The 26,227-nt window shown below is 53.7% G+C and carries 29 protein-coding genes and 3 pseudogenes; 19 read left to right on the top strand and 13 right to left on the bottom strand.

Annotation, left to right across the window (positions count from 1 at the left end; genetic code table 11):
• Window positions 1-30: 30 nt before the first annotated feature.
• Window positions 31-1,371, bottom strand: a complete 1,341-nt coding sequence (locus tag ACQ3G7_RS09190) for a PTS sugar transporter subunit IIC (RefSeq protein ID WP_263098147.1) — start codon at window positions 1,369-1,371, stop codon at window positions 31-33.
• 339 nt (window positions 1,372-1,710) lie between these two features.
• Between ACQ3G7_RS09190 and ACQ3G7_RS09185 the strand changes: the two genes are divergently transcribed.
• On the top strand, window positions 1,711-2,169 hold the full coding sequence (locus ACQ3G7_RS09185) for a YbaK/EbsC family protein (protein ID WP_430889611.1): 459 nt from the start codon (window positions 1,711-1,713) through the stop codon (window positions 2,167-2,169).
• 51 nt (window positions 2,170-2,220) lie between these two features.
• Here ACQ3G7_RS09185 and bglJ read toward each other — a convergent pair whose 3' ends face one another.
• Both bglJ and ACQ3G7_RS09175 read right to left on the bottom strand, forming a co-directional pair.
• Complete coding sequence (gene bglJ / locus ACQ3G7_RS09180) at window positions 2,221-2,835, bottom strand: DNA-binding transcriptional activator BglJ (RefSeq protein ID WP_430889610.1); 615 nt, start codon at window positions 2,833-2,835, stop codon at window positions 2,221-2,223.
• A 20-nt stretch (window positions 2,836-2,855) separates the two neighbouring features.
• Window positions 2,856-3,569 carry a LuxR C-terminal-related transcriptional regulator gene (locus ACQ3G7_RS09175; protein ID WP_430889609.1) on the bottom strand — a complete coding sequence of 238 codons (714 nt, stop codon included), beginning with the start codon at window positions 3,567-3,569 and terminating at the stop codon, window positions 2,856-2,858.
• Window positions 3,570-4,105: 536 nt separating this feature from the next.
• Between ACQ3G7_RS09175 and ACQ3G7_RS09170 the strand changes: the two genes are divergently transcribed.
• The 9 genes from ACQ3G7_RS09170 (at window position 4,106) to opgB (ending at window position 11,552) form a co-directional block, all read left to right on the top strand.
• Window positions 4,106-4,882, top strand: a complete 777-nt coding sequence (locus tag ACQ3G7_RS09170; RefSeq protein ID WP_263098151.1) for a threonine/serine exporter family protein — start codon at window positions 4,106-4,108, stop codon at window positions 4,880-4,882.
• Window positions 4,873-5,346 (top strand): threonine/serine exporter, encoded by a 474-nt coding sequence (locus ACQ3G7_RS09165; protein WP_263100972.1) that lies wholly within the window; start codon window positions 4,873-4,875, stop codon window positions 5,344-5,346. Before ACQ3G7_RS09170 ends, ACQ3G7_RS09165 begins: the two co-directional genes overlap by 10 nt.
• Window positions 5,347-5,411: 65 nt before the next feature.
• Window positions 5,412-6,053, top strand: coding sequence for a TetR/AcrR family transcriptional regulator (locus ACQ3G7_RS09160; RefSeq protein WP_430889608.1), 642 nt, complete (start codon window positions 5,412-5,414; stop codon window positions 6,051-6,053).
• Window positions 6,054-6,096: 43 nt separating this feature from the next.
• Window positions 6,097-6,546, top strand: coding sequence for a MarR family winged helix-turn-helix transcriptional regulator (locus ACQ3G7_RS09155; protein WP_263098153.1), 450 nt, complete (start codon window positions 6,097-6,099; stop codon window positions 6,544-6,546).
• Between the two features lie 80 nt (window positions 6,547-6,626).
• Entirely contained in the window at window positions 6,627-7,055 is a 429-nt protein-coding gene (locus ACQ3G7_RS09150; RefSeq protein WP_263098154.1) for an organic hydroperoxide resistance protein, read from the top strand.
• 134 nt (window positions 7,056-7,189) lie between these two features.
• Complete coding sequence (gene dnaT, locus ACQ3G7_RS09145; RefSeq protein ID WP_430889607.1) at window positions 7,190-7,729, top strand: primosomal protein DnaT; 540 nt, start codon at window positions 7,190-7,192, stop codon at window positions 7,727-7,729.
• Window positions 7,730-7,731: 2 nt separating this feature from the next.
• Window positions 7,732-8,469: a replicative helicase loader DnaC gene (dnaC, locus tag ACQ3G7_RS09140; protein ID WP_263098156.1), complete on the top strand. Its 738-nt coding sequence runs from the start codon at window positions 7,732-7,734 to the stop codon at window positions 8,467-8,469.
• 76 nt (window positions 8,470-8,545) lie between these two features.
• On the top strand, window positions 8,546-9,037 hold the full coding sequence (locus tag ACQ3G7_RS09135) for a YjjA family protein (protein WP_430889606.1): 492 nt from the start codon (window positions 8,546-8,548) through the stop codon (window positions 9,035-9,037).
• Between the two features lie 223 nt (window positions 9,038-9,260).
• Window positions 9,261-11,552, top strand: coding sequence for a phosphatidylglycerol--membrane-oligosaccharide glycerophosphotransferase (opgB, locus tag ACQ3G7_RS09130; protein WP_430889605.1), 2,292 nt, complete (start codon window positions 9,261-9,263; stop codon window positions 11,550-11,552).
• 3 nt (window positions 11,553-11,555) lie between these two features.
• Here the strand turns inward: opgB and ACQ3G7_RS09125 are convergent, their stop codons facing one another.
• Together ACQ3G7_RS09125 and tsr are read right to left on the bottom strand one after the other, a co-directional pair.
• A complete protein-coding gene (locus tag ACQ3G7_RS09125) occupies window positions 11,556-12,368 on the bottom strand; it encodes a GNAT family N-acetyltransferase (protein WP_430889604.1) in 813 nt (270 codons plus the stop codon).
• Window positions 12,369-12,455: 87 nt separating this feature from the next.
• Complete coding sequence (gene tsr, locus ACQ3G7_RS09120) at window positions 12,456-14,120, bottom strand: methyl-accepting chemotaxis protein (protein ID WP_430889603.1); 1,665 nt, start codon at window positions 14,118-14,120, stop codon at window positions 12,456-12,458.
• A 349-nt stretch (window positions 14,121-14,469) separates the two neighbouring features.
• Here tsr and ACQ3G7_RS09115 point away from each other — a divergent pair, with 349 nt between their 5' ends.
• From ACQ3G7_RS09115 to yjiA, 3 genes are all read left to right on the top strand, one after another.
• Entirely contained in the window at window positions 14,470-16,623 is a 2,154-nt protein-coding gene (locus ACQ3G7_RS09115; protein WP_263098161.1) for a carbon starvation CstA family protein, read from the top strand.
• A gap of 69 nt (window positions 16,624-16,692) precedes the next feature.
• Entirely contained in the window at window positions 16,693-16,896 is a 204-nt protein-coding gene (locus ACQ3G7_RS09110; protein ID WP_088237340.1) for a YbdD/YjiX family protein, read from the top strand.
• A 10-nt stretch (window positions 16,897-16,906) separates the two neighbouring features.
• A complete protein-coding gene (yjiA, locus tag ACQ3G7_RS09105) occupies window positions 16,907-17,863 on the top strand; it encodes a GTPase (RefSeq protein WP_430889602.1) in 957 nt (318 codons plus the stop codon).
• Window positions 17,864-17,980: 117 nt separating this feature from the next.
• Here the strand turns inward: yjiA and ACQ3G7_RS09100 are convergent, their stop codons facing one another.
• The 3 genes and pseudogenes from ACQ3G7_RS09100 to ACQ3G7_RS09090 all read right to left on the bottom strand — a co-directional run.
• Window positions 17,981-18,286 (bottom strand): BrnA antitoxin family protein, encoded by a 306-nt coding sequence (locus tag ACQ3G7_RS09100; RefSeq protein ID WP_430889601.1) that lies wholly within the window; start codon window positions 18,284-18,286, stop codon window positions 17,981-17,983.
• Window positions 18,273-18,380 (bottom strand): annotated as a pseudogene (locus ACQ3G7_RS09095) (BrnT family toxin); the annotation flags it as partial. The gene ACQ3G7_RS09100 and the pseudogene ACQ3G7_RS09095, both read right to left, overlap by 14 nt.
• Window positions 18,381-18,511: 131 nt before the next feature.
• Window positions 18,512-18,634, bottom strand: a pseudogene (locus ACQ3G7_RS09090) (hypothetical protein); the annotation flags it as partial.
• On the opposite strand from ACQ3G7_RS09090, the pseudogene ACQ3G7_RS09085 reads away from it, so the two are divergent.
• A pseudogene (locus tag ACQ3G7_RS09085) lies at window positions 18,627-18,915 on the top strand (VOC family protein); the annotation flags it as partial. The pseudogenes ACQ3G7_RS09090 and ACQ3G7_RS09085 overlap by 8 nt on opposite strands.
• Before the next feature lie 2 nt (window positions 18,916-18,917).
• Here ACQ3G7_RS09085 and ACQ3G7_RS09080 read toward each other — a convergent pair.
• From ACQ3G7_RS09080 to ACQ3G7_RS09070, 3 genes are read right to left on the bottom strand one after another with little or no spacing between them, the layout of a single operon-like run.
• Window positions 18,918-20,021, bottom strand: a complete 1,104-nt coding sequence (locus ACQ3G7_RS09080; protein ID WP_430889600.1) for a M20 peptidase aminoacylase family protein — start codon at window positions 20,019-20,021, stop codon at window positions 18,918-18,920.
• Between the two features lie 24 nt (window positions 20,022-20,045).
• On the bottom strand, window positions 20,046-20,513 hold the full coding sequence (locus ACQ3G7_RS09075; protein WP_061497942.1) for a YjiG family protein: 468 nt from the start codon (window positions 20,511-20,513) through the stop codon (window positions 20,046-20,048).
• Window positions 20,506-21,189: a nucleoside recognition domain-containing protein gene (locus tag ACQ3G7_RS09070; RefSeq protein WP_430889599.1), complete on the bottom strand. Its 684-nt coding sequence runs from the start codon at window positions 21,187-21,189 to the stop codon at window positions 20,506-20,508. Before ACQ3G7_RS09070 ends, ACQ3G7_RS09075 begins: the two co-directional genes overlap by 8 nt.
• Before the next feature lie 377 nt (window positions 21,190-21,566).
• Here ACQ3G7_RS09070 and ACQ3G7_RS09065 point away from each other — a divergent pair, with 377 nt between their 5' ends.
• Genes ACQ3G7_RS09065 through ACQ3G7_RS09055 form a run of 3 tightly spaced genes read left to right on the top strand, consistent with a single transcriptional unit; the run spans window position 21,567 to window position 23,950 of the window.
• On the top strand, window positions 21,567-22,463 hold the full coding sequence (locus tag ACQ3G7_RS09065; protein ID WP_430889598.1) for a LysR family transcriptional regulator: 897 nt from the start codon (window positions 21,567-21,569) through the stop codon (window positions 22,461-22,463).
• A gap of 43 nt (window positions 22,464-22,506) precedes the next feature.
• Window positions 22,507-23,277, top strand: coding sequence for an AraC family ligand binding domain-containing protein (locus ACQ3G7_RS09060; protein WP_430889597.1), 771 nt, complete (start codon window positions 22,507-22,509; stop codon window positions 23,275-23,277).
• Window positions 23,278-23,326: 49 nt separating this feature from the next.
• Complete coding sequence (locus ACQ3G7_RS09055) at window positions 23,327-23,950, top strand: LysE family translocator (RefSeq protein WP_430889596.1); 624 nt, start codon at window positions 23,327-23,329, stop codon at window positions 23,948-23,950.
• 5 nt (window positions 23,951-23,955) lie between these two features.
• Here ACQ3G7_RS09055 and ACQ3G7_RS09050 read toward each other — a convergent pair whose 3' ends face one another.
• Entirely contained in the window at window positions 23,956-24,264 is a 309-nt protein-coding gene (locus ACQ3G7_RS09050) for a type II toxin-antitoxin system YafQ family toxin (RefSeq protein WP_430889595.1), read from the bottom strand.
• Entirely contained in the window at window positions 24,248-24,520 is a 273-nt protein-coding gene (locus ACQ3G7_RS09045; protein WP_061497949.1) for a type II toxin-antitoxin system RelB/DinJ family antitoxin, read from the bottom strand. The genes ACQ3G7_RS09050 and ACQ3G7_RS09045 overlap by 17 nt, the downstream gene beginning before the upstream one ends.
• An 85-nt stretch (window positions 24,521-24,605) precedes the next feature.
• On the opposite strand from ACQ3G7_RS09045, the gene ACQ3G7_RS09040 reads away from it, so the two are divergent.
• Window positions 24,606-25,886: a DUF445 domain-containing protein gene (locus ACQ3G7_RS09040; protein WP_430889594.1), complete on the top strand. Its 1,281-nt coding sequence runs from the start codon at window positions 24,606-24,608 to the stop codon at window positions 25,884-25,886.
• A 20-nt stretch (window positions 25,887-25,906) separates the two neighbouring features.
• Complete coding sequence (locus ACQ3G7_RS09035) at window positions 25,907-26,146, top strand: DUF2164 domain-containing protein (protein WP_263098170.1); 240 nt, start codon at window positions 25,907-25,909, stop codon at window positions 26,144-26,146.
• The last annotated feature ends 81 nt before the right edge of the window (window positions 26,147-26,227 follow it).

Genomic DNA, 26,227 nt, shown 5'->3' with positions numbered 1-26,227 from the left:
TTATTCCGCCCCTTTGCTTTCTTTGCGCATTCACGCAACCTGTTTATCGTTTTCTGCGCGCTGTGCTTCTTCTGCTTCCTGTTCCAGCAACTGTTTTTCGTACACTTTAAAGAACGGATAGTAGATAACCGCAGACACACAAGCGAGTAAGACCACCAGAATGGCTGCCCGGAAATCCCAACCCAGCGCCCACGCGCCGCCAATAGGTGCAGGAGCGGTCCATGGTACAACGGAAATCACTCTGCCAATAAGATCCAGTTTCATCGCCGCCCAGGCAATGATGGCGTTGATCGTCGGGGCCAGCAGGAAGGGAATAAAGAATACCGGATTCATTACGATGGGCGTGCCAAAAATGACCGGTTCATTGATGTTGAAAATACTCGGCACGACGCTTAAACGCCCGATGGAACGTAAATGTACCGAGCGGCTGCGCAGGTAGCAAAACACCAGCCCCATCGTCGCCCCGGAGCCACCAATCACGATAAAGAAAGTCCAGAACGCTTCCATAAAGATATGCGGCAACGGCGCGCCCTGCGCCAGCGCGGTCTGGTTCAGCCCAAGGTTCGTTAACCAGAACATTTGCAGCATACCGGAAACGATCGCGGCACCATGAATGCCCGCAAACCACAGTAAATGACCAATGATCACCGCCAGCAGAATGGCCGGTAATGAATCCGCTGCCGCCACCAGGGGTTTAAACAGCGCCATAATGGCTTGCGGGATCAGCATATTGAACTGCGTCTGGATCAGCAGACTCAGTGGATAAAGCGTCAGCACGACCACCAGCACAGGAATGAGCAAATCAAACGAGTTTTTTATCATCGGTGGCACCTGATCGGGCAGGCGAATACCAATGTTATGCGCTTTCAGAAAACGCATCATTTCCACACAATAAATCGCCACCAGGATCGCGGTGAAAATACCGGTGCCACCCAGGCTATCTACCGGCAACGTGCCGTTGGTTTTAGGCGCAGCCACCAGTAAGAATGCCATCAGCGATAGCATGGCGCACATAAACGGATCCAACTGATGCGACTTCACATAATGCTTACCGAGATTGTAAGCAATGGCCGCGCAGATATAGATAGACATAATGCCCATCGTCATATCGAAAGGCGTGAGGATCCGCCCTTCATACTGTTTCGCCAGATCGAGCCAACCACGGGCGAAACCCCAGGTGGTGTCCGGCGAAAATGGCGGATAAGCAAAGACCAGCAGGAACGAGCCCACAATCATAAACGGCATTGCGGAAATAAAACCGTCGCGGATGGCCATAACATGACGTTGGGAAGAGATTCGCCCGGCAATCGGGCTGACGTAGTTTTCTATAAACCGGAAAATGAGGTTAAACGCAGCATGGTTGGCAGACATAGCAGATCTCCTGTCAGACTAACAAAGTAAGCGCACCAGCGAATATTCTGCCGCGTCGCGATCCATTTTTTCTCTGTGAAACCACGTGGTTTTTGGAACCAGCATTACAACGAAACAGGATACGTTCATAGACGGCTCTTTATTTAATTTTCTGGGCAGAGGGAAGTGACAAAATGAGTATTAACCCGGGTTGGTGACACTGCAACCGGTTACTGTAACCGGTTTCCGCGATTGTGAAGGCGATCGATAATCTGGTTGTAAGGCGTTTGTTAAGCAGGGATATTTACAGCAATAACATGCTTGTGACAGATTAATAGCGGTCTTACGCAGGAGAACATCATGAGTTTGCAGTCTGTGCGGCAATTTTTTGCCGACAATGCCCCCGACATCGATATCATCGAACTGAGCCAAAGCACGGCAACCGTGGCGCTGGCCGCTGCGGCACATCATGTAGAGCCGGGGCAAATCGCCAAGACACTGTCGTTAAAAGTAAAAAATGAAGTCATTCTGGTGGTCGCCAAAGGCGACGCGCGCCTGGATAATAAAAAACTAAAAAGTACCTTCGGTGCAAAAGCGCGGATGTTAAGCAGTGATGAAGTGGTCACGATTACCGGCCATCCTGTTGGCGGCGTCTGCCCATTCGGCCTGGAAAACCCCGTGGCGATATATTGTGATGTGTCGTTAAAACAGTATCAGGAAGTCCTGCCGGCTGCCGGAGCAATCCATAGCGCCGTACGTATCTCGCCTGAAAGAATGGCGGAACTCACCCGTGCAAAATGGATAGATGTGTGCCTGTAGTCTCGTTGCACCAGCGCCAGGTTTGATGCCTGGCGCACCGGAAGCAAAAGGCTAATTGGGATACTGGCCATATGCGTGTGGCATCCATGTCAGAATATCCGCCGCATTAAGCAAACTAACATCAGACGTTACACCCAGCTTTGTCATCGCGTTGAATTTGTGCGCGCGTATGGTTTTAACATTGCGATCCAGCTGTGAAGCGATTTCAGCCATGGAGAGACCGCGCGTCATACAGTTCAATATTGCCCGCTCTGTCGGGCTGAGCGTACGGCACTGGCTCACATACCAGTGATTCAGAATATTGTCATTGATATGCCGGGTTTCACCGAAGAGCGTGACAAGCTGCTCCAATAAGAGCGGCAACGAAGCCGATTTACTCAAAATGCCATGCAACCGCAAAGATGAAAAAAGTCCGACCAGTTGCGCTTCGCGATCGTCCTCAACCAGGACAATACGCTGGACGCCAGGATGAGAGTATGAAAGCAAATGCAGCCCCATTAAACACTCACGCCGTTCTTCCCGCAGTCCAAAAAGAGAATAAATGACAGAAAAAAACGACGTCTGTTTGAGTGCCTGACGGAACGCGGCAAAATTTTTAAAAAAATGAAAAGAGTATTGACAATATGCCGGATCGTTAAATAAGTTCTGCAATCCGACCTCACTCATTATGCATTTTTCGATGATGGCTACGTTTCTTTTTGTGCAATTATTTCCCATTCTTTCCGCTCTCCGAAAGCCGTTCCTAAATTGAGCTCTTTCATTCCCCGTGAACTATTAATCCATGTGTACAGATCCGCATTACTGCGCAACAACAATCGCCGCATTGCACTATTTTTTTGCGCACTGATAGTTTTATTACTCTTTTTTAGCAGTGTTGCGATTTGATTTATTCCCCACCCTTTACCTAACAGACGTAATACTTTCCGCTCGGAAAACGTGAGCGCATCACCCATCGCGCTATTCTCTTCAGGGAAATCTTCTGCAGGCATCAAAAGCGTCTTGCTGATTTTTCCCGTTTTCTCATGACTCGTATGAATAGTCGTGACAATTTCCGCAATCGACTCCTCATCAGAAAGCAATGTTGTGTAAGGACGTAACAGAAGCTGTTCCGCAACCGGATAGAGGCTACCGGAGACAAAGAAAATCCAGTGCGCATTATCGCATTGCGAGAGCAGTGAATAGTATTGCTGGCAATTTCTGCGCGCATACCGCTGTTCACCTGTCAAGTCGACAATAACAATACTGGCGCACTGTATTTTTTGCAGCGCTATCGCCTCTATGGATGAATAATAGGTCAACTCGTATTCGGTAAAATGCCGGGCGAGTATGCCCTCTATCCCGGCGCTGAATACGGGCATTCGACTAATAATAACCCCATGTTTACCACTTAGTGATAGCATAAAACCTCCGCTTCCATTCGCGAGCTCTATCAATTCTCGTTATTAATATTTACTTAACTGATGAAATTAATGCGAAATAACCCCACATCTCGTCAGAATGACGCGGCGAAAAATTAGTGAAATGCATGATTAGCAATTAAATATAACGTTGTAAAATTATAGTATTGCCCACTCCTGTGTCAACATAACACAACGTCCTTTCAAACACTCCGGATATTATTAAAAAATAAAATAAGAAATTAAACCAATCAATACGCGGATAATTAAGATAAAACCCATAAATTTAATAAATAATTAAGATTAATTTCTGTCTAACCTGCTCATTAATCGTGTTTTTCCACGATGAGGACATTAATACACCAGCAGACCTGAACTGGTCTTAACACACAACAGGAATGCATCATAAAACGCCTTCATCGTGATTTAATGCACAGTTCTTGATCTACTTTAGCGCCATCCTGCCCATATTCTGTGCTAAAAATAGACTTTTCGCTCCCCTTCTTGTGAGCGTCGTTGCAAACAGTACCAGGGTAACCATGCAAACAGACCAGTCATCGCAGCGGGCAATAACGCGCCTGTGTATTCAGTGCGGCCTTTTTTTGTTACAGCACGGCGCAGAGAGCGCGCTGGTGGAAGAGTTGTCAACGCGTCTGGGACTGGCGCTGGGCATGGACAGCGTAGAGAGCTTAATTTCATCCAATGCCATCGTTCTGACGACCATCAAAGATGGGCAATGCCTGACCTCCACGCGTAAGAACAGCGACCGCGGAATCAATATGCACGTCGTGACGGAGGTGCAACACATCGTGATCCTGACGGAACACAAACTGCTGGATTTCAAAGGTGTTGAAAAGCGGTTTTCCCAGGTAAAGCCGTTGCGTTACCCGCGCTGGCTGGTCACCCTGATGGTGGGTCTTTCTTGCGCCTGCTTCTGCAAGCTCAACAATGGCGGCTGGGACGGTGCATTTATTACCTTTTGCGCCAGCAGCGTTGCGATGTATGTACGACTGGTGCTGGCGAGTCGGCACATGCATCCACAAATTAACTTCTGTGTTACCGCGTTTGTCGCAACGACAGTTTCTGGCTTGATGCTCACACTGCCGGACTTTCTCCACTCCTCAACGGTAGCCATGGCCGCCAGTGTTTTGTTACTGGTGCCTGGATTCCCGCTTATCAATTCCGTCGCCGATATGTTTAAAGGCCATATCAATACCGGGCTGGCGCGTTGGGCCATCGCCAGCTTATTAACGCTTGCGACCTGCATTGGCGTGGTGATGGCGATGACGTTATGGGGGCTGCGCGGATGGATGTGATCCTGTTTTTTCTGGCACTGGCGCAAGATATGGCGCTGGCGGCAATCCCCGCCGTTGGGTTTGCAATGGTATTTAATGTTCCCCATCGCGCCCTGCGTTGGTGCGCGCTACTGGGAGCCATTGGTCACGGTTCGCGCTTTGCCATGATGCACTGGGGTTTTAACATTGAGTGGTCAACGTTCGTGGCGTCTATGCTGGTGGGCAGTATCGGTATTCGCTGGTCGCGCTGGTATCTGGCGCACCCGAAAGTCTTTACCGTGGCAGCGGTAATCCCGATGTTCCCGGGGATCTCTGCGTACACCGCAATGATTTCAGCGGTGAAAATAGGCCATTTCGGCTACAGCGAAGAGTTAATGATCCTGCTGTTGACCAACTTCCTTAAGGCATCATCAATTGTGGGGGCACTTTCTATAGGCTTGTCGATCCCCGGATTGTGGATCTACCGCAAACGCCCACGCGTTTGAGATTTGTTTTCTACCGCTGCCGTGGTGATAATCGCCAAACACATGATGGTCAGTAAGGAGTGGATGTGGCATACCACGGCAGCAGTTTTCCCCCACGTTTTGACGAGTCCAATCTGAAAGATAAAATCTTTATCAGCGCCATCGCCCTGTTTGCGGAATATGGTTTGAATGGCGCACGTATGGAACAGATTGCCGAACGGGCGGGCACCACAAAACGGATGGTGGTGTATCACTTCAAAACCAAAGAAAACCTCTACTTGCAGATCATTGAGTACGTTTACACCATGATCCGCCACAGTGAAAGACAGCTCAATCTGGCCGACATTCCCCCGGTAGAAGCCATGGTGCAGTTGGTGGAAAGCACCTTCGATTACCATGCCGATCATCCTGACTTTATCCGTATTATCTGTATGGAAAACATGCAGCGCGGGCGTTTTATCCAGCAATCGGCGCTGCTGCGGGATGTCAACCGCAGCGCCCTGACATTGCTGGAGGATATCCTCCATCGCGGCCAGCAAAAGCAGCTGTTCAGTAAACAGGTCAACGCCCGCGATGTTCACCGCCTGATGAGCAGCTTCAGCTTTCATTACGTGGCAAACAGCTACTCTTTTTCAATGCTGTTTGAAGAGAACGAGGATCCTGCAGCGCAGCGTCAGTACTACCGGGACATGGCGGTGCAGGTTGTGCTGCGTTATACCTGCCCATAAAAAATAACTTGCAATTAAATCGTGCACTATATAAATTCATATCATGAAGACGAAATCGACACCGAACGCGCAACTCGCGTTAGATAACCAGTTTTGCTTTGCGCTTTACTCAACAAACCTGGCTCTGAATAAGCTTTACCGGCAACTACTGGCGCCGATGAACCTGACTTATCCGCAATATCTGGTCATGCTGGTGTTGTGGGAGAAAGACGATGTGACCGTGTCGGACATTGGCGAGCGCCTGTTTCTTGATTCCGCCACGCTAACACCGCTGTTAAAGCGCCTCGAAAGCGCCGGGCTGATTTCACGTCAGCGTTCGCGCCAGGATGAGCGTCAGGTGGTGATCACATTAAGCGAAAGCGGGCGGGCGCTACAGCAACAGGCCGCCTCTATTCCGGAATCGATCAGTTGTGCGATGGCGTGTGACAACGCAACCCTGCGCGACATTAAGCAGCAACTGGAACAGCTTCGTCAGCGGTTTCATCAGGCTTAAGCGCCCTTACGGGCGTTTTTGCCAGCAAATAAATAGCACGCTATTTTATAGCAAACACTCAAGATAATAAGGAACCTGTCATGTCTTTAGAAAAAGTCGTTTATACCGCCAAAGCCAAAGCCACCGGAGGCCGTGATGGCCGCGCAATCTCTTCAGACGGCGTACTGGACGTCAAGCTGGGCGTACCAAAAGAGATGGGCGGCGCGGGCGGTGAAGTGACCAACCCGGAACAGCTGTTTGCGGCGGGCTACTCCGCCTGCTTCCTCGGCGCCATGAAATTTGTTGCCGGTCGCGACAAAATCGCCATGCCTAAAGAAGCCTTTATCGAAGGCGAAGTGGGTATCGGTCCGTTGCCAACCGGTTTTGGTATCGAAGCCAAACTGAACATTCACCTGCCGGGGATGGACGCGGCAGAAGCGAAAAAACTGGTCGACGCGGCGCACATCGTCTGCCCGTACTCCAACGCGACCCGCGGTAACATTGATGTGACCCTGAACATTATCGCGTAATCTCTTCAGAGCCGGGGCAACCCGGCTTTTTCCTGCTGTACTGTCCTTTCCGTTCCCTGTGTTACTATGTGTCATTATCTCTGCGTGAAAAACGCAGTGCACCGTATCCGTTGTATCCAGTTTGAGAACGCGTTATGTCTTCCAGAATTCTGACGTCAAATGTCATCGGCATTGATGAGTTTATGCGCGATCATGCCAGCGTACTGGCCCGCACGGAAGGCGGCGCAATCGCCGTTTTTGCCAATAACAGTCCCGCGTTTTACGCCATTACGCCACAGCGACTCGAGCAGTTGCTGGCGCTGGAGGCGCAGCTTGCGCGCCCGGCCAGCGATATCGCACTGGATGCGCAGTTCTACGAAGAACCCAGCGCCGCGCCGGTAAACGTGCCAATGGGGAAATTCGCCATGTATGCCGGCTGGCGACCCGATGCCGATTTCCAGCGTCTGGCCGCGCTATGGGGCATCGCGCTGACGCAACCGGTCACGCCGGAAGAACTGGCTTCTTTCGTCGCTTACTGGCAGGCAGAGGGCAAAGTCTTCCACCATGTACAATGGCAGCAAAAACTGGCGCGCAGCCTGCAAATAGGACGTGCCAGTCAGAATGGCGCAGCAAAGCGTGATATCAACACGCTCTCAGAACCGGACAGTCAAATCCCACCAGGCTTTAGAGGATAACGATGAAAAACGTCGGCGAATTGATGAAACGTCTGCAAAAAATGATGCCCGCCAATACCGAACCTGCATTTAAAACAGGCGAAGAGTTAATGGCCTGGCAGAAACAACAGGGCGAAATCCGTTCGGCGGCGCTGGAGCGTGAAAACCGCGCCATGAAAATGCAGCGCACCTTTAACCGTTCCGGCATTCGTCCGCTTCATCAGAACTGCTCCTTCGACAACTACCGCATTGAAACCGAAGGTCAAATGCGCGCCCTGAGCCAGGCGCGACAATATGTCGAAGAGTTTGAGGGCAATATCGCCAGCTTTATCTTTTCTGGCAAGCCCGGAACCGGTAAAAATCACCTCGCAGCGGCCATCTGCAACGAGTTGTTATTACGTGGCAAATCGGTGCTGATCATCACCGTTGCGGACATTATGTCCGCCATGAAAGAGACATTCGGCAACCGTGAAAGCAGTGAAGAGCAGTTACTGAACGATTTAAGTTCGGTTGATCTGCTGGTGATCGACGAGATCGGTATGCAAACCGAGTCCCGCTACGAAAAAGTGATCATTAATCAGATTGTCGACCGCCGCTCATCATCCAAACGCCCAACCGGCATGCTGACCAACAGCAATCTTGATGAGATGAACAAGCTCTTGGGCGAACGCGTCATGGACAGGATGCGCCTGGGCAATAGCCTGTGGGTGATCTTCAACTGGGAGAGTTATCGTAGCCGCGTCACCGGCAAAGAGTATTGAGAATTTTCCTCTCCGTAGGCTTCCCGCGCCCGGGTGTATACTGGGCGCTTTCGTCATACATCAGGATCTGCACGACATGAAACTCGCCAAACGCCTGCTTTGCACCGCTGTTATCGGCAGCACTCTGTTTACCGGTTTTGCCCATGCGGCGTCCTGGCAGGACACGCTCTCCAGCGCCGCCGGCCAGCTCAGCCAGAATAATTCTGCCTCGCAACAAGGTGGTCTGTCGCTCTCCTCCCTGACCGGCCTGCTTAACGGCGGCAACCAGTCACTCAGCGCCGGAACCATGAACAACGCCGCAGGTATCATGACCTGGTGCGCCAAAAACAAACTCTCCTCGCTCACCAACACCGAGAACGTGAAAAATCAGGTGCTGGATAAACTGGGCCTGGGAACAACGGAACAAAAGCAGGACACCAACTATCTGGAAGGGATTCAGGGGATGCTGAACACCAAAAACGGTGAGCAACTGAATCTGAGCAACATTGGCAACACGCCGCTGGCGGAAAAAGTAAAATCGAAAGCCTGCGATATCGTCCTGAAACAGGGTGTCAACTTCCTCTCCTGATCCTTCGCCGCGTTGCTCCCAACGCGGCGTTTTTCTCCCCTCATCCAAATCTTTCGTTGCCAAAGCGACGGCGATCACCCTGACGCGTTTCTAAACCAATTCTGAATAAACCCGGAATAAAGTGACGCTACAATTGCAGCCGTGTGACATGAATATTAAATTGTACGTCCTGTTACAAAGATTAATAGCCAGCAACATGTCTGGCATTGATGAGGGATGACGGTTGTCTGAATTGCTTTCTGTTGCTCTGTTTCTCGCCTCCGTGGCGACTTACGCCTGGAAAGCGGGTCGTAACACCTGGTGGTTCACCGCTACGTTGTTGGTCCTCGGTTTCTTTATTCTGTTAAATATCACCCTGTATGCCAGCAATTATTTTACCGGTGACGGCATTAACGATGCGGTGTTCTACACGCTGACCAGCAGCCTGACCGGGGCTGGCGTAAGCAAATACCTGCTTCCCGGCGCGGGCCTTGCGCTGGCGCTGTTCGCCGTGTTTTGTGCACTCGGTTGGGTGCTGCGCCGTCGCCGCCATCACCCGCATCATGTGGGCTACAGCGTGCTTGCACTGGTGCTGGCGCTCGGTTCCGTGGACGCCAGCCCGGCGTTTCGCCAAATCACTGAACTGGTGAAATCCCAGACCCGTGGCGGCGATCCGGATTTTCTGACCTACTACAAAGAACCGGCAAAGTCGATTCCGTCCCCGCAACTGAACCTGGTCTATATCTATGGTGAAAGCCTGGAGCGCACCTACTTTAATGATGAGGCATTTCCGGGTCTTACGCCGGAACTGGGCGCATTGAAAGAGGACAGCATCGACTTCAGTCACACCCAGCAATTGCCCGGTACAGATTACACTATCGCAGGCATGGTGTCGTCTCAGTGCGGCATTCCGCTGTTCGCGCCCTTTGAAGGCAACGCCTCCGCGTCCGTTTCCACCTTCTTTCCGCAAAATCTGTGCCTTGGCGACATCCTGAAAAACTCCGGCTACGAAAACCACTTTATTCAGGGGGCAAACCTGCGTTTTGCCGGTAAAGATGTGTTCCTGAAATCGCACGGCTTTGACTATCTCACCGGCGCAGAAGAGCTTAAAAAGCAGGTTGACGACCCGAACTACCGCAATGACTGGGGCTTCTATGACGACACCGTGCTGGACGCGGTATGGCGGCAATATGAGGAACTTTCCCGCGCCGGTAAGCGCTTCTCTCTGTTTGCACTGACGGTGGACACTCACCACCCGGACGGGTTTATTTCCCGCACCTGCGCCCGCAAAAGCTACAGTTACGACGGCAAACCGAATCAGTCCTTCAGCGCTGTCACCTGCAGCCAGCAGCATATTGCCGCGCTGATTAACAAGATCAAGGCATCGCCATGGTTTAAAAATACGGTGATTGTCGTGTCGTCAGATCACCTGGCGATGAACAACACCGCATGGAAATATCTGAATAAAGAAGATCGCAGTAACCTCTTTTTTGTGATCCGCGGCGATGACCCTCAGCAGGATATCTCCGGCATCAAACGCAGCACGCTGGATAACGGCGCCACGGTGCTGGATATGCTTGGCGGGGATAACTTCCTTGGCCTTGGGCGTAGCAGCCTCTCCGGGCAGTCACTGTCCGGCGTGTTCCTGAATATGAAAGAGAAAGTGCTGGCCTGGAAGCCGGATATCATCCGTCTGTGGAACTTCCCGAACGAGATGAAAGCATTCACCATCGACCAGAATAAACAGATGGTCTCGTTCTCCGGGAGTCAGTTCCGGTTGCCGTTGCTGGTGCGCGTCGGGGATAAACGTATTGAACCCCTGCCGGAAAGCGAATATTCCGCACCGCTTCGCTTCCAGTTGGCGGATTTCGCCCCGCGCGACAACTTTGTCTGGATCGATCAGTGCTACAAGATGGCACGCTTGTGGTCGCCGGAGCTGGCGCTCTCTACCGACTGGTGCGTTTCACAAGGGCAGCTTGGCGGTAAGCAGCGCGTCCAGCGGGTGGATAAAGCGCAATGGAAAGGGAAAACCGATTTTCAAGAGACGGTGATCAGCGCTGAACGCTACCAAAATAACGTGGATACTCTGAAGATCGTCGACGATAGCATCCGTTATAAAGCGGACAGTTTTGTGTTTAACGTCGCCGGCGCGCCGGAGGAAGTCAAACACTTCAGCGGCATCTCCCGCCCGGAGAGCTGGGGACGCTGGTCCAATGCAAATCTTGCCGACGAAGTGAAGATTGAGTACGACCATCCGCTGCCAGAAAAATTCGCGCTGGTGATCACCGCTAAAGCTTTTGGCCCTAACGCTAACCGCCCCATCCCGGTGCGCGTAGGTTCTGAAGAGCAAACATTAACCCTGGGAAGCGAGCTGAGCACCACAACCCTGAGTTTCAGCAACCCATCGCGCAGCAACACACTGGTGATTGCGCCGCCTGCGCCGCAATCCAGCAATGAGGGCAATATTCTTGGCCACTCACCGCGCAGGCTGGGCATCGGCCTTGTTGAAATCAAAGTCGTTAATCGTGAAGGCTGACCGCTACAGGTCGGCCTTCATCTCATACTGACTGATCGTCAGAGGAAGATAGCCCGCGCGCGTAAATAGCGGCGAAAAATGAGCGGGCACCACCACCGACGTGCTCAGTCCGGGGAAACGCTGATTTAACGCGTGCAGCAATTCGCTGGCAAATCCCTTACGCCGGTACTCCGGCTCAACATAAATAAACCGCAGTTGCGGCTTCTCCATATGGGTAGCCAGTACCGCATACGCATGCTTGCGGTGCTCAAAGGCCAGCGCAGGTAGCGACACCGAAGAAAGGGGATCCACCAGCCACGGTAGCATGGCATTACTCTCGCCCGTCGCCTTGCGCACCACCTCCAGCGGATCAAGCGCCTGTAACGCCACCGTTTGCACAAGCGCATCCGCAATGCCCTGAAAACCATAAAGTTCCTGAGTAATCACAAAACCCAGGCTGCGATAGAGCGCCACGGCAGGATGATTGTCCTGAATCACTTCGAGTTGCATTTTCACAACGCCCCGCTCGCGCAACGCTGCCATTAGCGGTGCAAGAAGGCGTTTCCCCTGCCCTTTCGCCCGGTACGCGGGGCGAATGGCAAATGCTGCTAAGCGGGCGGAGACGCCGCGCCGGGTGATCAGCGCCACGGCGGCAGGCGTTTCACCCGCCAGCCAGACGCAAGAATCCACCAGACTTAATCCTTCAGCAATAAAGCGCTGGGCGAAGACCGCAGGTGGCAGCGAAAACGGCATGCTGTAGCCTTCAAAGCAGTCGCCGACAATCGCGGCCAGTTGCTCGCAACTGTAGTGAAGGGCAGGAACGGCAATGAGGTGCATAAGGCTTCTCCGCAGAATACTTTTCCTGAGAATAGCATGGCGAAGCCGCGAGGAAATGCGCCCTGAGCAACAGGGCGCAGAGGACAATTAGAACGTTTCCCAGTTGTCGCCGGTATCCGTCGCGGCCACTTTACGCGGTTGGGCGGCAACCGGCGCGGCTTTGGCGAAAGCGGCGGCTCCCGCTTTACGCTGTTCCTGCATAATGCGGAACACGGCAACCGCCTGCGTCAGACGGCTGGCCTGTTCTTCCAGCGCAGCAGCAGCGGCGGCGGACTCTTCCACCAGCGAGGCGTTCTGCTGAGTCACACGATCCATCTCGGCAACCGCCAGACCCACCTGGTCGATACCGCGGCTCTGCTCATCAGAGGCAGACGCGATTTCGCCCATAATATCGGTCACGCGGGTGACCGCATTGACGATTTCATCCATCGTCTCACCGGCGCTTTCCACCAGCGTGGAGCCCAGTTCAACGCGACCAACAGAGTCTTCAATCAGGCTCTTGATTTCACGGGCTGCCTGGGCGCTACGCTGCGCGAGGTTACGCACTTCGCCCGCAACTACCGCAAAACCACGCCCCTGCTCACCTGCACGCGCTGCTTCTACTGCGGCGTTCAGCGCCAGGATGTTGGTCTGGAAAGCAATGCCGTCGATCACGCTGATAATGTCAGCAATTTTCTGCGAACTGGCAGCGATGTCTCGCATGGTCTGCACCACGTTGTCCACCACTTTCCCGCCTTTTTGCGCCGTTTCAGATGCGCTCAGCGCCAGATGGCTGGCCTGACGGGCGTTTTCGGCGTTCTGTTTAACCGTGGCGGTCAGCTCTTCCATGCTGGCTGCTGTTTCTTCCAGCGATGCGGCCTGCTGCTCGGTACGGGAAGAGAGATCGTTGTTGCCAACCGAAATTTCGCTCGCGCCGCTGTAAATGGCGTTCGCACCGTTACGCACATCGCTGACGGTACGCACCAGCTCGCTCTGCATATGACGCAGGCTGTCTGCCAGTACGCCCATTTCGTTAGAGCCCTGCACTTCAATACGCTGCACCAGATCGCCACCGGCAATATGGCGAATGTTGTCGATCAGGTGGTTCAGCGGCGCGATCAATGCACGTTTGATCCCTGCCCATACGCCGACGATCACCGCCAGCACCACGATCAGGACGGTAATAATGATCCATACCGCAGAACCATATGAGCTTTCGCTCGCATTGACGGCGGTTTCATACAGGGAATCGTTCTGCTGCAAGTAGTTGACGTATTGTTTCTCGAAACCGTCCTGGTAACGCTGTGTCGGCTGGTCAAAGAAGTCATTGATCTTGCCAGCGCCCAGCAATTGAATCAGCTCCGCCAGCGCATTGTGGTAAATATCGTAGTTACGTTTGATCTCTGCTGCGGCTTCATCGCTCTGGCGCGGATCGCGCGGCAGCGCCTGGTAGGCGGTCCAGTTCACTTCCGCCTGTTTCAGCGAGGTGCTGGCAATCTGCATCAGATCCGTCACGGTCGCGCCGCTACCGATATTGTTCTGATCCATCATGTAGCGAATACCCGCGCGGTTCAGGGTATTACGGGTTTGCAGCAGGGCTACCCAGCTGGCGTTCAGCGTAGATTGTTGCTGGCGAATGGTTTGCAATACGGTGAAGTTTTCTTTGTCCTGCTTTAGCGCGTTGAAGAACAAGCCGCCGGAGGTGAGCTGTAAAAGGCCAAATAATCCTAATACCAGTAACAAACTGGTCACAAGTTTAATGCGATTTAACATGTTTTCTCTTTCCATATAGACAGATGTAAGATTTTCGGCCTGGAATAAGAAAACTTTATGGCTCATCGTGCTAATATTCACCAAAACAATAGTCATAATGCAGCCAGTCTGAAACCTCCCCGACCCGCGCCCGTCAAGGGTTCCGAGTGATCGCCATCACACATTTTCCGCCACTTTTCCCGTGCAAAAACCGCTCACCGCGATTCCGTTACCGCTTAGCGTCCATTTCTAACCACTCAACCAAATCGTCGCCGTTTCGCGCGCGTAATTTGTCATGATCGTGGCCAGCATACAGCCTTTACAACACCTCACATCCGATTCTCTTTTTCTGCTAAAAGCCAGGTCTGATATGGATACTAAAAAACTCTTCAAGCACGTGCCCTGGGTGATCCTCGGGATTATCGGCGCTTTCTGTCTCTCGGTTATCGCGTTACGGCGGGGCGAGCACGTAAGCGCCCTGTGGATCGTGGTCGCGTCCGTCTCCGTTTATCTGGTGGCGTACCGCTACTACAGCCTCTACATCGCCCAAAAGGTGATGAAGCTCGATCCGACCCGCGCCACGCCGGCGGTGATCAATAACGATGGCCTTAACTATGTGCCAACCAACCGCTACGTGCTGTTTGGCCACCACTTTGCCGCTATCGCGGGCGCAGGCCCGCTGGTCGGGCCGGTACTGGCCGCGCAAATGGGCTACCTGCCGGGCACGCTGTGGCTGCTGGCGGGCGTGGTGCTGGCTGGCGCCGTGCAGGACTTTATGGTGCTGTTTATCTCTTCCCGCCGTAACGGCGCCTCGCTTGGCGAGATGGTCAAAGAGGAGATGGGCCGCGTACCGGGGACCATTGCGCTGTTCGGCTGCTTCCTGATTATGATCATCATCCTCGCGGTGCTGGCGCTGATCGTGGTGAAAGCGCTGGCGGAAAGTCCGTGGGGCGTGTTCACCGTCTGCTCTACCGTACCGATTGCCCTGTTTATGGGTATTTACATGCGCTTCCTGCGCCCTGGCCGTGTGGGTGAAGTGTCGGTTATCGGGATTGTGCTGCTGGTGGCCTCCATCTGGTTCGGCGGCATTATCGCTCACGATCCGTACTGGGGCCCGGCGCTGACCTTTAAAGACACCACCATCACCTTCGCGCTGATTGGTTATGCCTTTATCTCTGCGCTGCTGCCGGTATGGCTGATCCTCGCCCCGCGCGACTATCTGGCGACCTTCCTGAAAATCGGCGTGATCGTCGGTCTGGCGCTGGGCATCGTTATCCTCAACCCGGAACTGAAAATGCCTGCGGTAACGCAGTACATCGACGGAACCGGCCCGCTGTGGAAAGGCGCGCTGTTCCCGTTCCTGTTTATCACCATCGCTTGTGGCGCCGTTTCTGGCTTCCATGCGCTGATTGCCTCCGGCACCACGCCGAAACTGCTGGCGAACGAAACCGACGCCCGCTTTATCGGTTACGGCGCAATGTTGATGGAATCCTTTGTGGCGGTGATGGCGCTGGTTGCCGCGTCCATTATCGAACCGGGTCTTTACTTTGCGATGAACACCCCGCCGGCAGGCCTCGGTATTACCATGCCAAACCTGCATGAACTGGGTGGCGATAACGCGCCGATGATTCTGGCGCAGTTGAAAGATGTCACCGCACATGCGGCGGCGACGGTCAGCTCCTGGGGCTTTGTGATTTCGCCGGAGCAGATCCTGCAAACCGCAAAAGACATCGGCGAACCGTCGGTGCTGAACCGTGCGGGTGGTGCGCCGACGCTGGCCGTGGGTATTGCTCATGTGTTCCACAAAATCATGCCAATGGCGGATATGGGCTTCTGGTACCACTTCGGTATTCTGTTTGAAGCGCTGTTTATCCTCACCGCGCTGGATGCGGGTACCCGTGCAGGCCGCTTTATGTTGCAGGATCTGCTGGGTAACTTCGTGCCGTTCCTGAAGAAAACCGACTCGCTGGTTGCCGGCGTTATTGGTACTGCGGGCTGCGTGGGTCTGTGGGGTTACCTGCTGTATCAGGGCGTGGTTGATCCGCTGGGCGGCGTGAAGAGCCTGTGGCCGCTGTTCGGCATCTCTAACCAGATGCTGGCTGCCGTTGCCCTGCTGCTCGGCACGGTTATCCTGGTGAAAATGCAGCGCACCAAATACATCTGGGTCACCGTGGTTCCGGCCATGTGGCTACTGCTGTGCACCACCTGGGCACTGGGCCTGAAACTGTTCAGTACCAACCCGCAACTGGAAGGCTTCCTGTATATGGCTAACCAGTACAAAGAGAAGATTGCCGCGGGCGGCAGTGAGCTGACAGCGCAACAGATTGCCAACATGAACCATATCGTGGTGAACAACTACACCAACGCCGGTTTGAGTATTCTGTTCCTGGTGGTGGTTTACAGCATCATCTTCTACGGCATCAAAACCTGGCTGAACGTACGTAACAACAAGGTACGTACCGACAAAGAGACACCGTATGTGCCGGTGCCGGAAGGTGGCGTGAAAACCTCCTCTCATCATTAATGTCACCAGGCCGGACGGCTCCCCCTGAGGAGGGAGCCGTCCGGCCCCCACATATATCCGGGGCAAATAATGTTTGGTAACTTAGGCGAAGCAAAAAAGTACCTCGGTCAGGCGGCAAAGATGCTGATTGGCATCCCGGACTATGACAACTATGTTGAACATATGCAGACCAACCATCCGGACAAGCCGTACATGACCTACGAAGAATTTTTCCGCGAACGCCAGCAGGCGCGTTATGGCGGCGACGGCAAGGGCGGAGTCCGCTGTTGCTAAAGGAGAATGTATGACCCCGATTGCAGTGACCCTGCTGACCGGCTTTCTCGGTGCAGGCAAAACCACCCTCTTACGCCATATTCTCAATGAGCAACACGGCTACAAAATCGCCGTTATCGAAAACGAATTCGGTGAAGTCTCCGTCGACGATCAGCTGATTGGCGATCGCGCCACACAAATCAAAACCCTGACTAACGGCTGTATCTGCTGTAGTCGTTCCAATGAGCTGGAAGATGCGCTGCTGGACCTGCTCGATAGCCTCGATCGTGGCGATATCGCCTTTGACAGGCTGGTGATCGAATGCACCGGTATGGCCGATCCTGGTCCGATCATTCAGACCTTCTTCTCCCATGAAATCCTCTGCCAGCGCTATCTGCTGGACGGCGTGATTGCGCTGGTTGACGCCGTGCATGCCGATGAGCAGATGAACCAGTTCACACTGGCGCAGTCGCAGGTCGGTTATGCCGATCGCATTCTATTGACCAAAACCGATGTTGCTGGCGAGAGCGAAAAATTGCGCGAACGGCTGAGCCGTATTAACGCCCGCGCACCGATTTACACCGTCACTCACGGCGATATCGAACTGGCGCAGCTGTTTAATACCAACGGTTTTATGCTGGAAGAGAACGTGGTGGCGGCCAAACCGCGCTTCCATTTTATCGCCGACAAGCAGAACGATATTAATTCGATCGTCGTCGAGCTGGACTACCCGGTGGACATCAGCGAGGCCTCCCGCGTGATGGAGAGCCTGCTGCTGAGCTTTGCGGAAAAACTGTTGCGCTACAAAGGGATGCTCTGGATCGACGGTGAGCCCAACCGTCTGTTATTCCAGGGCGTTCAGCGCCTGTACAGCGCCGACTGGGATCGCCCGTGGGGCGATGAAACCCCACACAGCACGCTGGTATTTATCGGTGTGCAACTGCCGGAAGAGGAAATCAGAGCAGCGTTTGCGGATCTACGGAAATAACCAGACCGCGGTGATAATGCTGAACCGTAAGATCCCTTCTCCCCGATGGGGAGAGGGTTAGGGTGAGGGGAGAACAAAGTGTCAACCTGGCAATCGCCATCCGGTCATTCACTGTCATCACTTTTTGCTTTGCAAATCACGCATCATTGCTTCGCGTAAAATAGCGTTGAGCCGGGTCTGGTACCCTTTGCCCGGCCGCTTCAGCCATTCCATTACATCCGCGTCAATACGCACCGATGCCTGGGTTTTTAAAGGGCGGAAAAATTTACCGCGAACCGCGTCCGTCCAAAGCGCATCTTCTGTCGGCGGAATATCGCTGTAATCAATCTCATCATCGGGTTTATCGGCCAGAGCTTTGAGCTCGGCTTCACGCTGCTTATTGATCGCAGACATCTCGCCCTGCTTATGTTTAACCATGCTCATAACGACTCCTCTCCTTTTTGTCAGCCTTACGCGCACTGATAATACGCACGACTTCGTGCCCACTTTCGAAACGGATGGTATGCGCCACCAAAACCCTGAATGTATATACAAAAAAGTATATACAAAATTATCGTCGCACGCTTATTTTTCATCCAACTTTAGGTGATGGGAAGGGTGTCCTCTCCTCAGCGAAGAGAGGACAAGAGAAAAGGAGATAAGGGAAATCTAACGACGCACCGCCACCAACTTCTGGTTCACAAACTCTTTAATGCCTAAATCAGAAAGCTCACGACCAAAACCGGAGCATTTCAGCCCACCAGACGGCAGTTCTGCGGCAATATCGGTCAGAATGCTGAAAATGCAATACGGTCCCGGAATTGAACTGTTTGAAATGCACGGGCCAGAACAACGTGAGCCGCAACGGGCGAACGATTTTGGTCTGCAACGCTTTGCGAAGGCGGCCGGCGAGGCATTAACCCCGCCACAGCCGCTCGGTTTCTCCATGGAAAAAGGCGAAGGTAATTGCTTTTGCTACGGGTGCACGCCGTGGGGCAGCATTGTCGAGTTTATTTCTCACCCCTCGCCGATGCCATACGAACACGAAACCCCGCAGCAACTGGAAGCCGTAAAATCAGCCCAGCACATCCTGCACGCAGGCTTTAAACACTTTCACGCCGAGCGCTAACGCTTCGCGGTCGAAGTGCATTTCCGGGTGATGCAGCCCCGGCGTCAGGTTCGCGCCCAGCCCCCAGAAACCACCTTTCACCTGTGGGCGCAGGCGCAGGTAGTGGAAGAAATCCTCACTGCCCGGCGTCGATTTCGGAGCGGTCAGTCCGGCATCGCCAAACACGCTGCGGATCGCGCGGGAAACCACTTCAGTTGCCTCATCATCAATGATCGCCGCAGGCATCTCCTTAAGAATACGGATTTCAGCACGCGCGCCGTAGGCCGCAGCACTGCTTTCAATAGCGCGCAGTACCTGCGGTTTCAGCGCATCCATGGCTTCGTTTTCTGCCGCACGCAGATCCCAGCACACCTGCGCTTTGTCCGGAATGGAGTTGGTGACCCCGGCATCGCAAAGGAAACGCGTGGCTTTCGCGCTCCAGGTGAGCGATGGCGCAAGGTGAATGCCGTTCACCGCCTGCACCGCATGTGCAGCAGCATCCAGCGCATTCACCCCCAAATGCGGGCGCGCAGCGTGCGCCGCTTTGCCGTGGAACATCACCTCGACGGTGGCGGACGCCGAATAGTACATCGCCGGAACGGCCTGGCCCATCGGGCACTCTTCCAGCGGGCGCAGGTGGAAGCCAAGCAGCATGTCCACATCGTCCAGCACGCCGCCTTCGGTCAGGGCAATCGCCCCGGTGCCTAGCTCTTCGGCGGGCTGGAAGATAAACTTCAGTTTGCCCTTTTTCACCACGCCTTCAGCCATCACTTCCTGCGCCGTGGTCAGTACCACAGAGGAATGCCCATCGTGACCACAGGTGTGGCGCGCAACGTGCTCGCCATCAATGATGTGTCCGAGCGCATCCATATCAGCGCGCAGCGCCAGGGTCGGTCCGGGTTTGCCGCTGTCCAGCACGGCGACGATGCCGGTGGTGTTATTGATCTGGCGCGTGACTTGGTAGCCCGCCGCCTCCAGTACCCCAGCGATATAAGCGGAGGTTTTATACTCTTCGAACCCGAGTTCCGGGATCTGATGCAGGTAATGAAAGTGCTCTAGTGTACGTGACACGTCTTACTCCTTGGTGTGCTTCTCTCAGGCAATAACGCGCATTATCAGCATAGAAATAACCGCGTTGAGAATGCTGACGGCCATCAGTAACGGCCAGTACTTCTTCGGTACATCGGCCACGCCCAGCAGGCGGCCCATATACTGTAGCTGCGAACCCATTAAAAAGATGGCGGGTGCCAGAATGGTTATTTGCCCGACATCAAGCTGGCCTTTGCTTAGCAGGCTGACCGCCACGCCGGTCCCTGCGGAGGAGGAGAGCCAGGCAGTGAGCAACACGGTGATGGCTTCGCCCGGCAGGCCGAACAGCCCCATAACCGGCGCGCAAATATGACCAATAATCTGCATCACGCCCAATAAATTGAGCATTTCGGCGATCACATAGGCCATTAACACATTCGGCATCAGGTTATTGATGGCGATATTAAAACCTTTACGCGCGCCGATAACGAAAATATCGAACGGATTGCCGGAGACTTTGGCGGTATTACTCATGGTCGAAATCCCTCTTATAGACAGTATTTAATGCCAGGCGAACCACGGCTGCGCCAACAAATTTCAGTACAAACATCAACACCAGCGGAATAATAATCGGGATGGTCAGCGAGGCGAACATCGCCGAACCAATAGAGAAATAGTTATTGATTAACCCGGCGCCGGAATATTGCCACGCCCCCATAATCACCACATCTTTACGAGTAATTTTCTCGCTGTCGTACAACTCTTTGGTTAATGCCGCACCGGCATCGGTGCTTTGCAAATCGGTGATCAGCGCCAGCCCGGTATAACCCGGAATACCCAGCAATGGTTTAAGCAACGGCGTCAGCAGTTTGTGCGCTGCGCGGATAGCACCATAGTGGGTAAAAATCTCCAGCAGCCCCAGCGCCAGCATCACCGTTGGCACCAGCGACAGCGCAAACAGAAAGCCGGCTTTGGCGCTAATGCCGCCGCTGCCGATAAAGGTGCTGGTCTCCGGCGACTTCATGGTACCGAATGCGCCTCCCAGCGTGGTGAAGTCAAACGCCCCCAGCCACGCCATACCGTCGACTTTGAAAAAGAAGCCGGAAAAAACCAGCAGAACAATAACCAGGGAGATCCAGGCGCCAGGCCCGACTTTCCACTCATCCGCGTGCTCTTTCGCGGGTTGCTCCAGCGTTTTCGATTCGCTCATAACATCTCTCTTTAAAATAATCAGATGACAATGTTCTATTACTAAGCAGGATCCATGCCTGAATAGCCCAGCGCTAAAATTAAAACCTTTTACTGCGAATTTATACGCAATAAAAAACCTTCCCGCGAAATACAGAGAATAAAAAGCAAAGTTACTGAAAAATTATTTAATTAAGCCCTGAAATCACCCTAATAAAATAACCTCTCACCGTTATTGGGCACCCTTTTGGTGCAAAAAGCCCCTCTCAATTTTTCGTTTCTGTTTCCCCACAAAACCTGGCGATTAATTTGATTATCACTATTCAATCCGGATGATAAATATCCGCTTTAAGATGTTATTGTTGCTCTCAGGTCAACAGTGATGAAGGAATGTGGCGGATGTTTCAGGACAAACAGGTCGGTTATCTGTATGAAGTGGGCAACCAGGGCGGCATCCGCCGCGCGGCGGATATCCTTGGCGTTAACCCGTCGGTGGTGAGCCGCCAGATCGCGCAACTGGAGCGCGCGTTACAGCTACCGTTACTGGAGCGGCGCGGGCGTAACGTGGTGCTTACCGAAGCCGGGCGTCTGCTGGCAGAGGATTACTTCGCCAGCCGCCAGCGGCGCGAAAAGCTGGAAAACCAACTGAAAGATCTGCGCCATATGCGCGGCGGCACGATATCGGTTCGTATTGGCGGCGGGCTTATCACCGCGTTTATCGAAGGCGTGATGCGCGAGTTTGCGCAGTCGTACCCGCAGGTTTTTGTCGACATTGTGGTAGGTAGCATGCAGGAGATGCTCAACGACATCGTCAGCGGCGACGCGGATATGGCGCTAGCTTTCGGCCCGATTGGCACCCCGGAACTTAAACGCCACAGCTTTCAGTGGGGGCCAATATGCGCAGTGGTCTCGCCGCAACACCCTATCGCCCGGCGGCAAAGTATTACCATTGAAGAACTGACTGAGCACCAGCTCATTGCGCTGACGGAAAACTTCGGCCTGCAACGCCATATGAATGCGATGTTTAAAAGCCAGGGTTTGCAATTTCACCCGGCGTATCGCTGCAACCAGTTCTCCACTGCCATGGGGCTAAGCCAGGCAGGACTGGGGATTTCATTTATGACCGCGTACGCCGCCGCCGATCCGATTCGCCAGGGCACGCTGGTGGCGGTGCCGCTCGATCACCCGATTGCCAGCAGCGCTCAGTGCCATTTGCTGCGCAACTCCGATCGACGCTTTACGCCTGCGGCCCACCATATGTGGCGGCTGTTGCATAATGCCTTTCGCGATAAATAGCGGGGTGTGATATACCAGAAAACCGACCTTAACGAGGCAAACCATGTCGATAACGCGCGATATAGAGCAATCATTTTGCCGCCCCGAAACCTTGCCGGGCGTCGAACTGCGTAGTACCTGGCGCAGCCAGCAAGCCTATAAGCGCCACCGCCATGCGGAACTGTCGATTGGCGCGATTGTTGAGGGGCAAACCCGCTGCATCTGCAACGGACAGGAATACCTGCTGATGCCTGGCGATGTGATCGTGATTCCGCCACTGATGCCCCATAGCTGTAACCCGTTGCCTGGCCAGTCGCGCAGCTACCATATGCTTTATCTGCCGCAGACAACCAGTGCGCAGCAGGTGATCCGCAGCCCGCAACTGTTCCAGCACTATCTGCACATTGTCTCGTTAATCGAAAACGGGCAAACCGGCCCATTGCCCGCGGCTATCGCCCGTTTGCTCACCACCCTCGCCTGCCCACCACGGCACCCGGCACCGCTTCGCCCGACCAGTCAGCAGTTGCAGGATGCGCTGCTCGGCAACTTGCAGCAACCGCCAACGCTGGATGAACTGGCGCACGCCTTTTCGCTGCGCAAAGAGACGCTGATCCGCACCTTTAAACAGGACACCGGGCTAACGCCAGGCTGTTTTTTAAATAGCGCCCGCGTGGAGTTTGCCAAAAGTCGCCTGCGCGCCGGAGATAATTTGGCAGATGTGGGGTATCAGAGCGGGTTTGCCGATCAGAGCCATTTTCACAGAACCTTTGTCAGTTATACCGCCGCCACGCCGCGCCAGTACGCGACGGGCCGATCAATATCAGACAATAAATAGCGCCGCGATGCCGCTAAGGTGACCGCAGTTTTTTACTGCCGAGGTCACTATGGACATTTTTCCTCCCGCTTTTCCCTCACTGGCGCTGGCGCATTTTGTCGCCCTGCTCAGCCCGGGCCCGGATTTCTTCCTGCTGGTGGGCTATGCCATTCGCTATCGTCTGCGCGGCAGCGCCGGACTTTGCGTGGGTATTGCCTCCGGCAACGCGCTCTATATTTTGCTGGTGATTATCGGCGCGAGCGCGTTACGCCATTTCACCATGCTCTTCACCGCCATTGAGCTGCTCGGTGCGCTTTACCTGCTGTGGATGGGGTGTCATTTAGTACGCAGCCGCCCACAAACTCTTACGCTTGATGAAACGCAGCAACGCTGCCCGTCCATCGGCAAACAGTGTCTGATCGGCCTCGGTTCCGCCTTGCTCAATCCGAAAAATGCGTTGTTTTATTTGGCGCTGATGACTGCCCTGCTCGGGCCGGACGTGACATTACTCCAGCAATCCGCCAGCGGCATCTGTATGGTAATGGTGGTGCTGCTGTGGGATTTAACCGTCGTCTCGCTTATCGGCCTGCCTGCTGTGCAGAACCGTTTGCGCCGTAGCGTTTACTGGATAGAGCGTACCGCGGGCGTGGTGTTGATGGGGTTTGGGCTGTGGATTTTATGCAAATTCATCTAAGGCAATTATTCAAAGAGCTCAGCGTGGGTACCCAAATCCGTAAACACCACCAGATGTTTGGCCTCATCCACGCAATAAACCAATAAGTAGTCACCACCAAGATGAAGTTCGCGAAATCCATGCATATTTCCGGTTAAGGCATGATCGCTATATTGAGCCGGAAGCGGGTCGCCAGAAAGCACCATCGACATAATTGCTGCCGTTTCATGCATATCTCTGCGACCCGCTTTGTTGTAACGCGCCCAGGCCTTAACAAATGTTTTCGTGTAATCGGAACGGTAAGGAAGTGGCGCGCGTTTACTCTTTCCCATCATTTAAGCTATCCATTAGCTGCTCAACACCGTTAAAGCGTCCATGCTGGTGTGTGGTGATCTCATTGGCTTCGCTCATCGCGTTGCGTAAGCGTGCCGTTGGTTTGCGGGTAACCTCAAACGGGATACCCTCACTTTTGACGATTTGCTCAGCAAACAGCCGTATTGCCGTGCTCCAGTTGAGCCCACAGCTCTCAAGTACCAGCCCGGCGCGCGCTTTCAGTTCGCTGTCGATACGCGATCGGATAACGGAATCCATAGAACCTCCTTTATTTTTGTAGCCACATTGTAGCTACAAAATTCAACCTTTGCACCATCCCCTCGTCTCGCTCTATGCTTAACTCATGGAAAAATTAGCTGAACTCAAGCGCGCCAAGCGTCTGGCGCTCTCACTGCTGCTGGTTGCAGCGGCAACGTTTGTCACCACGCTGTTCCTGTCGCCCAACTTCTGGGTGAGCGGGGTCAAAGCCATTGCCGAAGCGGCGATGGTCGGCGCGCTGGCGGACTGGTTTGCAGTGGTGGCGCTGTTTCGCCGCGTGCCGATCCCGTTTATTTCCAGCCATACCGCGATTATCCCGCGCAATAAAGACCGGATCGGCGACAATCTTGGTCAGTTCGTGCAGGAGAAATTCCTTGATACGCAGTCACTCGTGGCGTTGATCCATCGCCACCAGCCTGCTCAACTGATCGGTGTCTGGTTCAGCCAGCCGGAAAACGCACAACGCGTGGGTCAACACTTGCTGCAAGTGATGAGCGGCTTTCTGGAAATGGCCGACGATACCCGCATCCAGCGCTTGTTACGCCGGGCGGTACATAAAGCCATCGACAAAGTCGATCTAACGGAAACCAGCGCGCTGTTGCTGGAAAGCCTGACGCGCAACAATCGCCACCAGAAGCTGCTGGACAGCCTGATAGCCCAGTTAATTGCCTTGTTGCAGCGTGAAAGCTCACGCGCCTTTATTGCCCGCCAGGTGGTGCACTGGCTGGAGACCGATCACCCGTTAAAAGCGAAGATCCTGCCAACCGAATGGCTGGGTGAGCAAAGCGCGGAACTGGTTTCCGACGCGGTGAACTCGCTGCTGGATGACATCAACGCCGACCGCACGCACCAGATCCGCCAGGCCTTCGATCGCGCAACGCTAAAACTGATCGCCAGCCTGAAAACCGATCCGGAAATGGCCGAACGGGCAGAAAACATCAAAGACTATCTGAAAAACGACGAAGCTTTTAATCGCTATCTGGGCGAGATGTGGGGTGACTTGCGCAACTGGATGAAAGCCGACGTGCAGTCTGACGATTCGCGCATGAAAAAACGCATTACCGACGCGGGTTTATGGTTTGGCGAAACACTGCTGGCGGACGGCGCGCTGCGCGCCTCGCTGAATGAGCATCTGGAACAGGCCGCACATCGTGTCGCACCGGGTTTCGCCGCTTTTCTGACCGGGCATATTAGCGACACGGTGAAAAGCTGGGACGCACACGATATGTCACGCCAGGTCGAGCTGAATATCGGCAAAGATCTGCAGTTTATCCGCATCAACGGCACGCTGGTCGGCGGATCGATTGGCCTGATCCTCTATTTGCTCTCGCAGCTCCCCGTGCTACTGCACGTTACCGTTTTTTGATTATTGTGTAAGGAGACGCCATGGCCGACATTACCCTCACCCACAGCGAACGCGAGCAGTTACGCAACAAATTGCAAGCGTACTGCGAAACGCATTTCGAACTGGAGCTGGAGCAGTTTGACGCGGAATTTTTTATCGACTTTATCGCCGAACAGATTGGCCCCGCCTTTTACAATGCCGGCATAGAGGAAGCCATCCGCACACATGCGCTCTACAGCGAACGGATCCAGGAAGAGATGGATCTGAAAAAGATCCTCTGAACCTGTTTCACTCATCGCGTTTCTGCTCTTCATCAGTTGGAGATCAATATTCCCCTTCCTTTTGCATGCCTATAATGCGGC

Source organism: Kosakonia sp. N21 (assembly GCF_050587465.1).
GTDB lineage: Bacteria > Pseudomonadota > Gammaproteobacteria > Enterobacterales > Enterobacteriaceae.
This window is presented reverse-complemented; position numbering and strand designations above follow the sequence as displayed.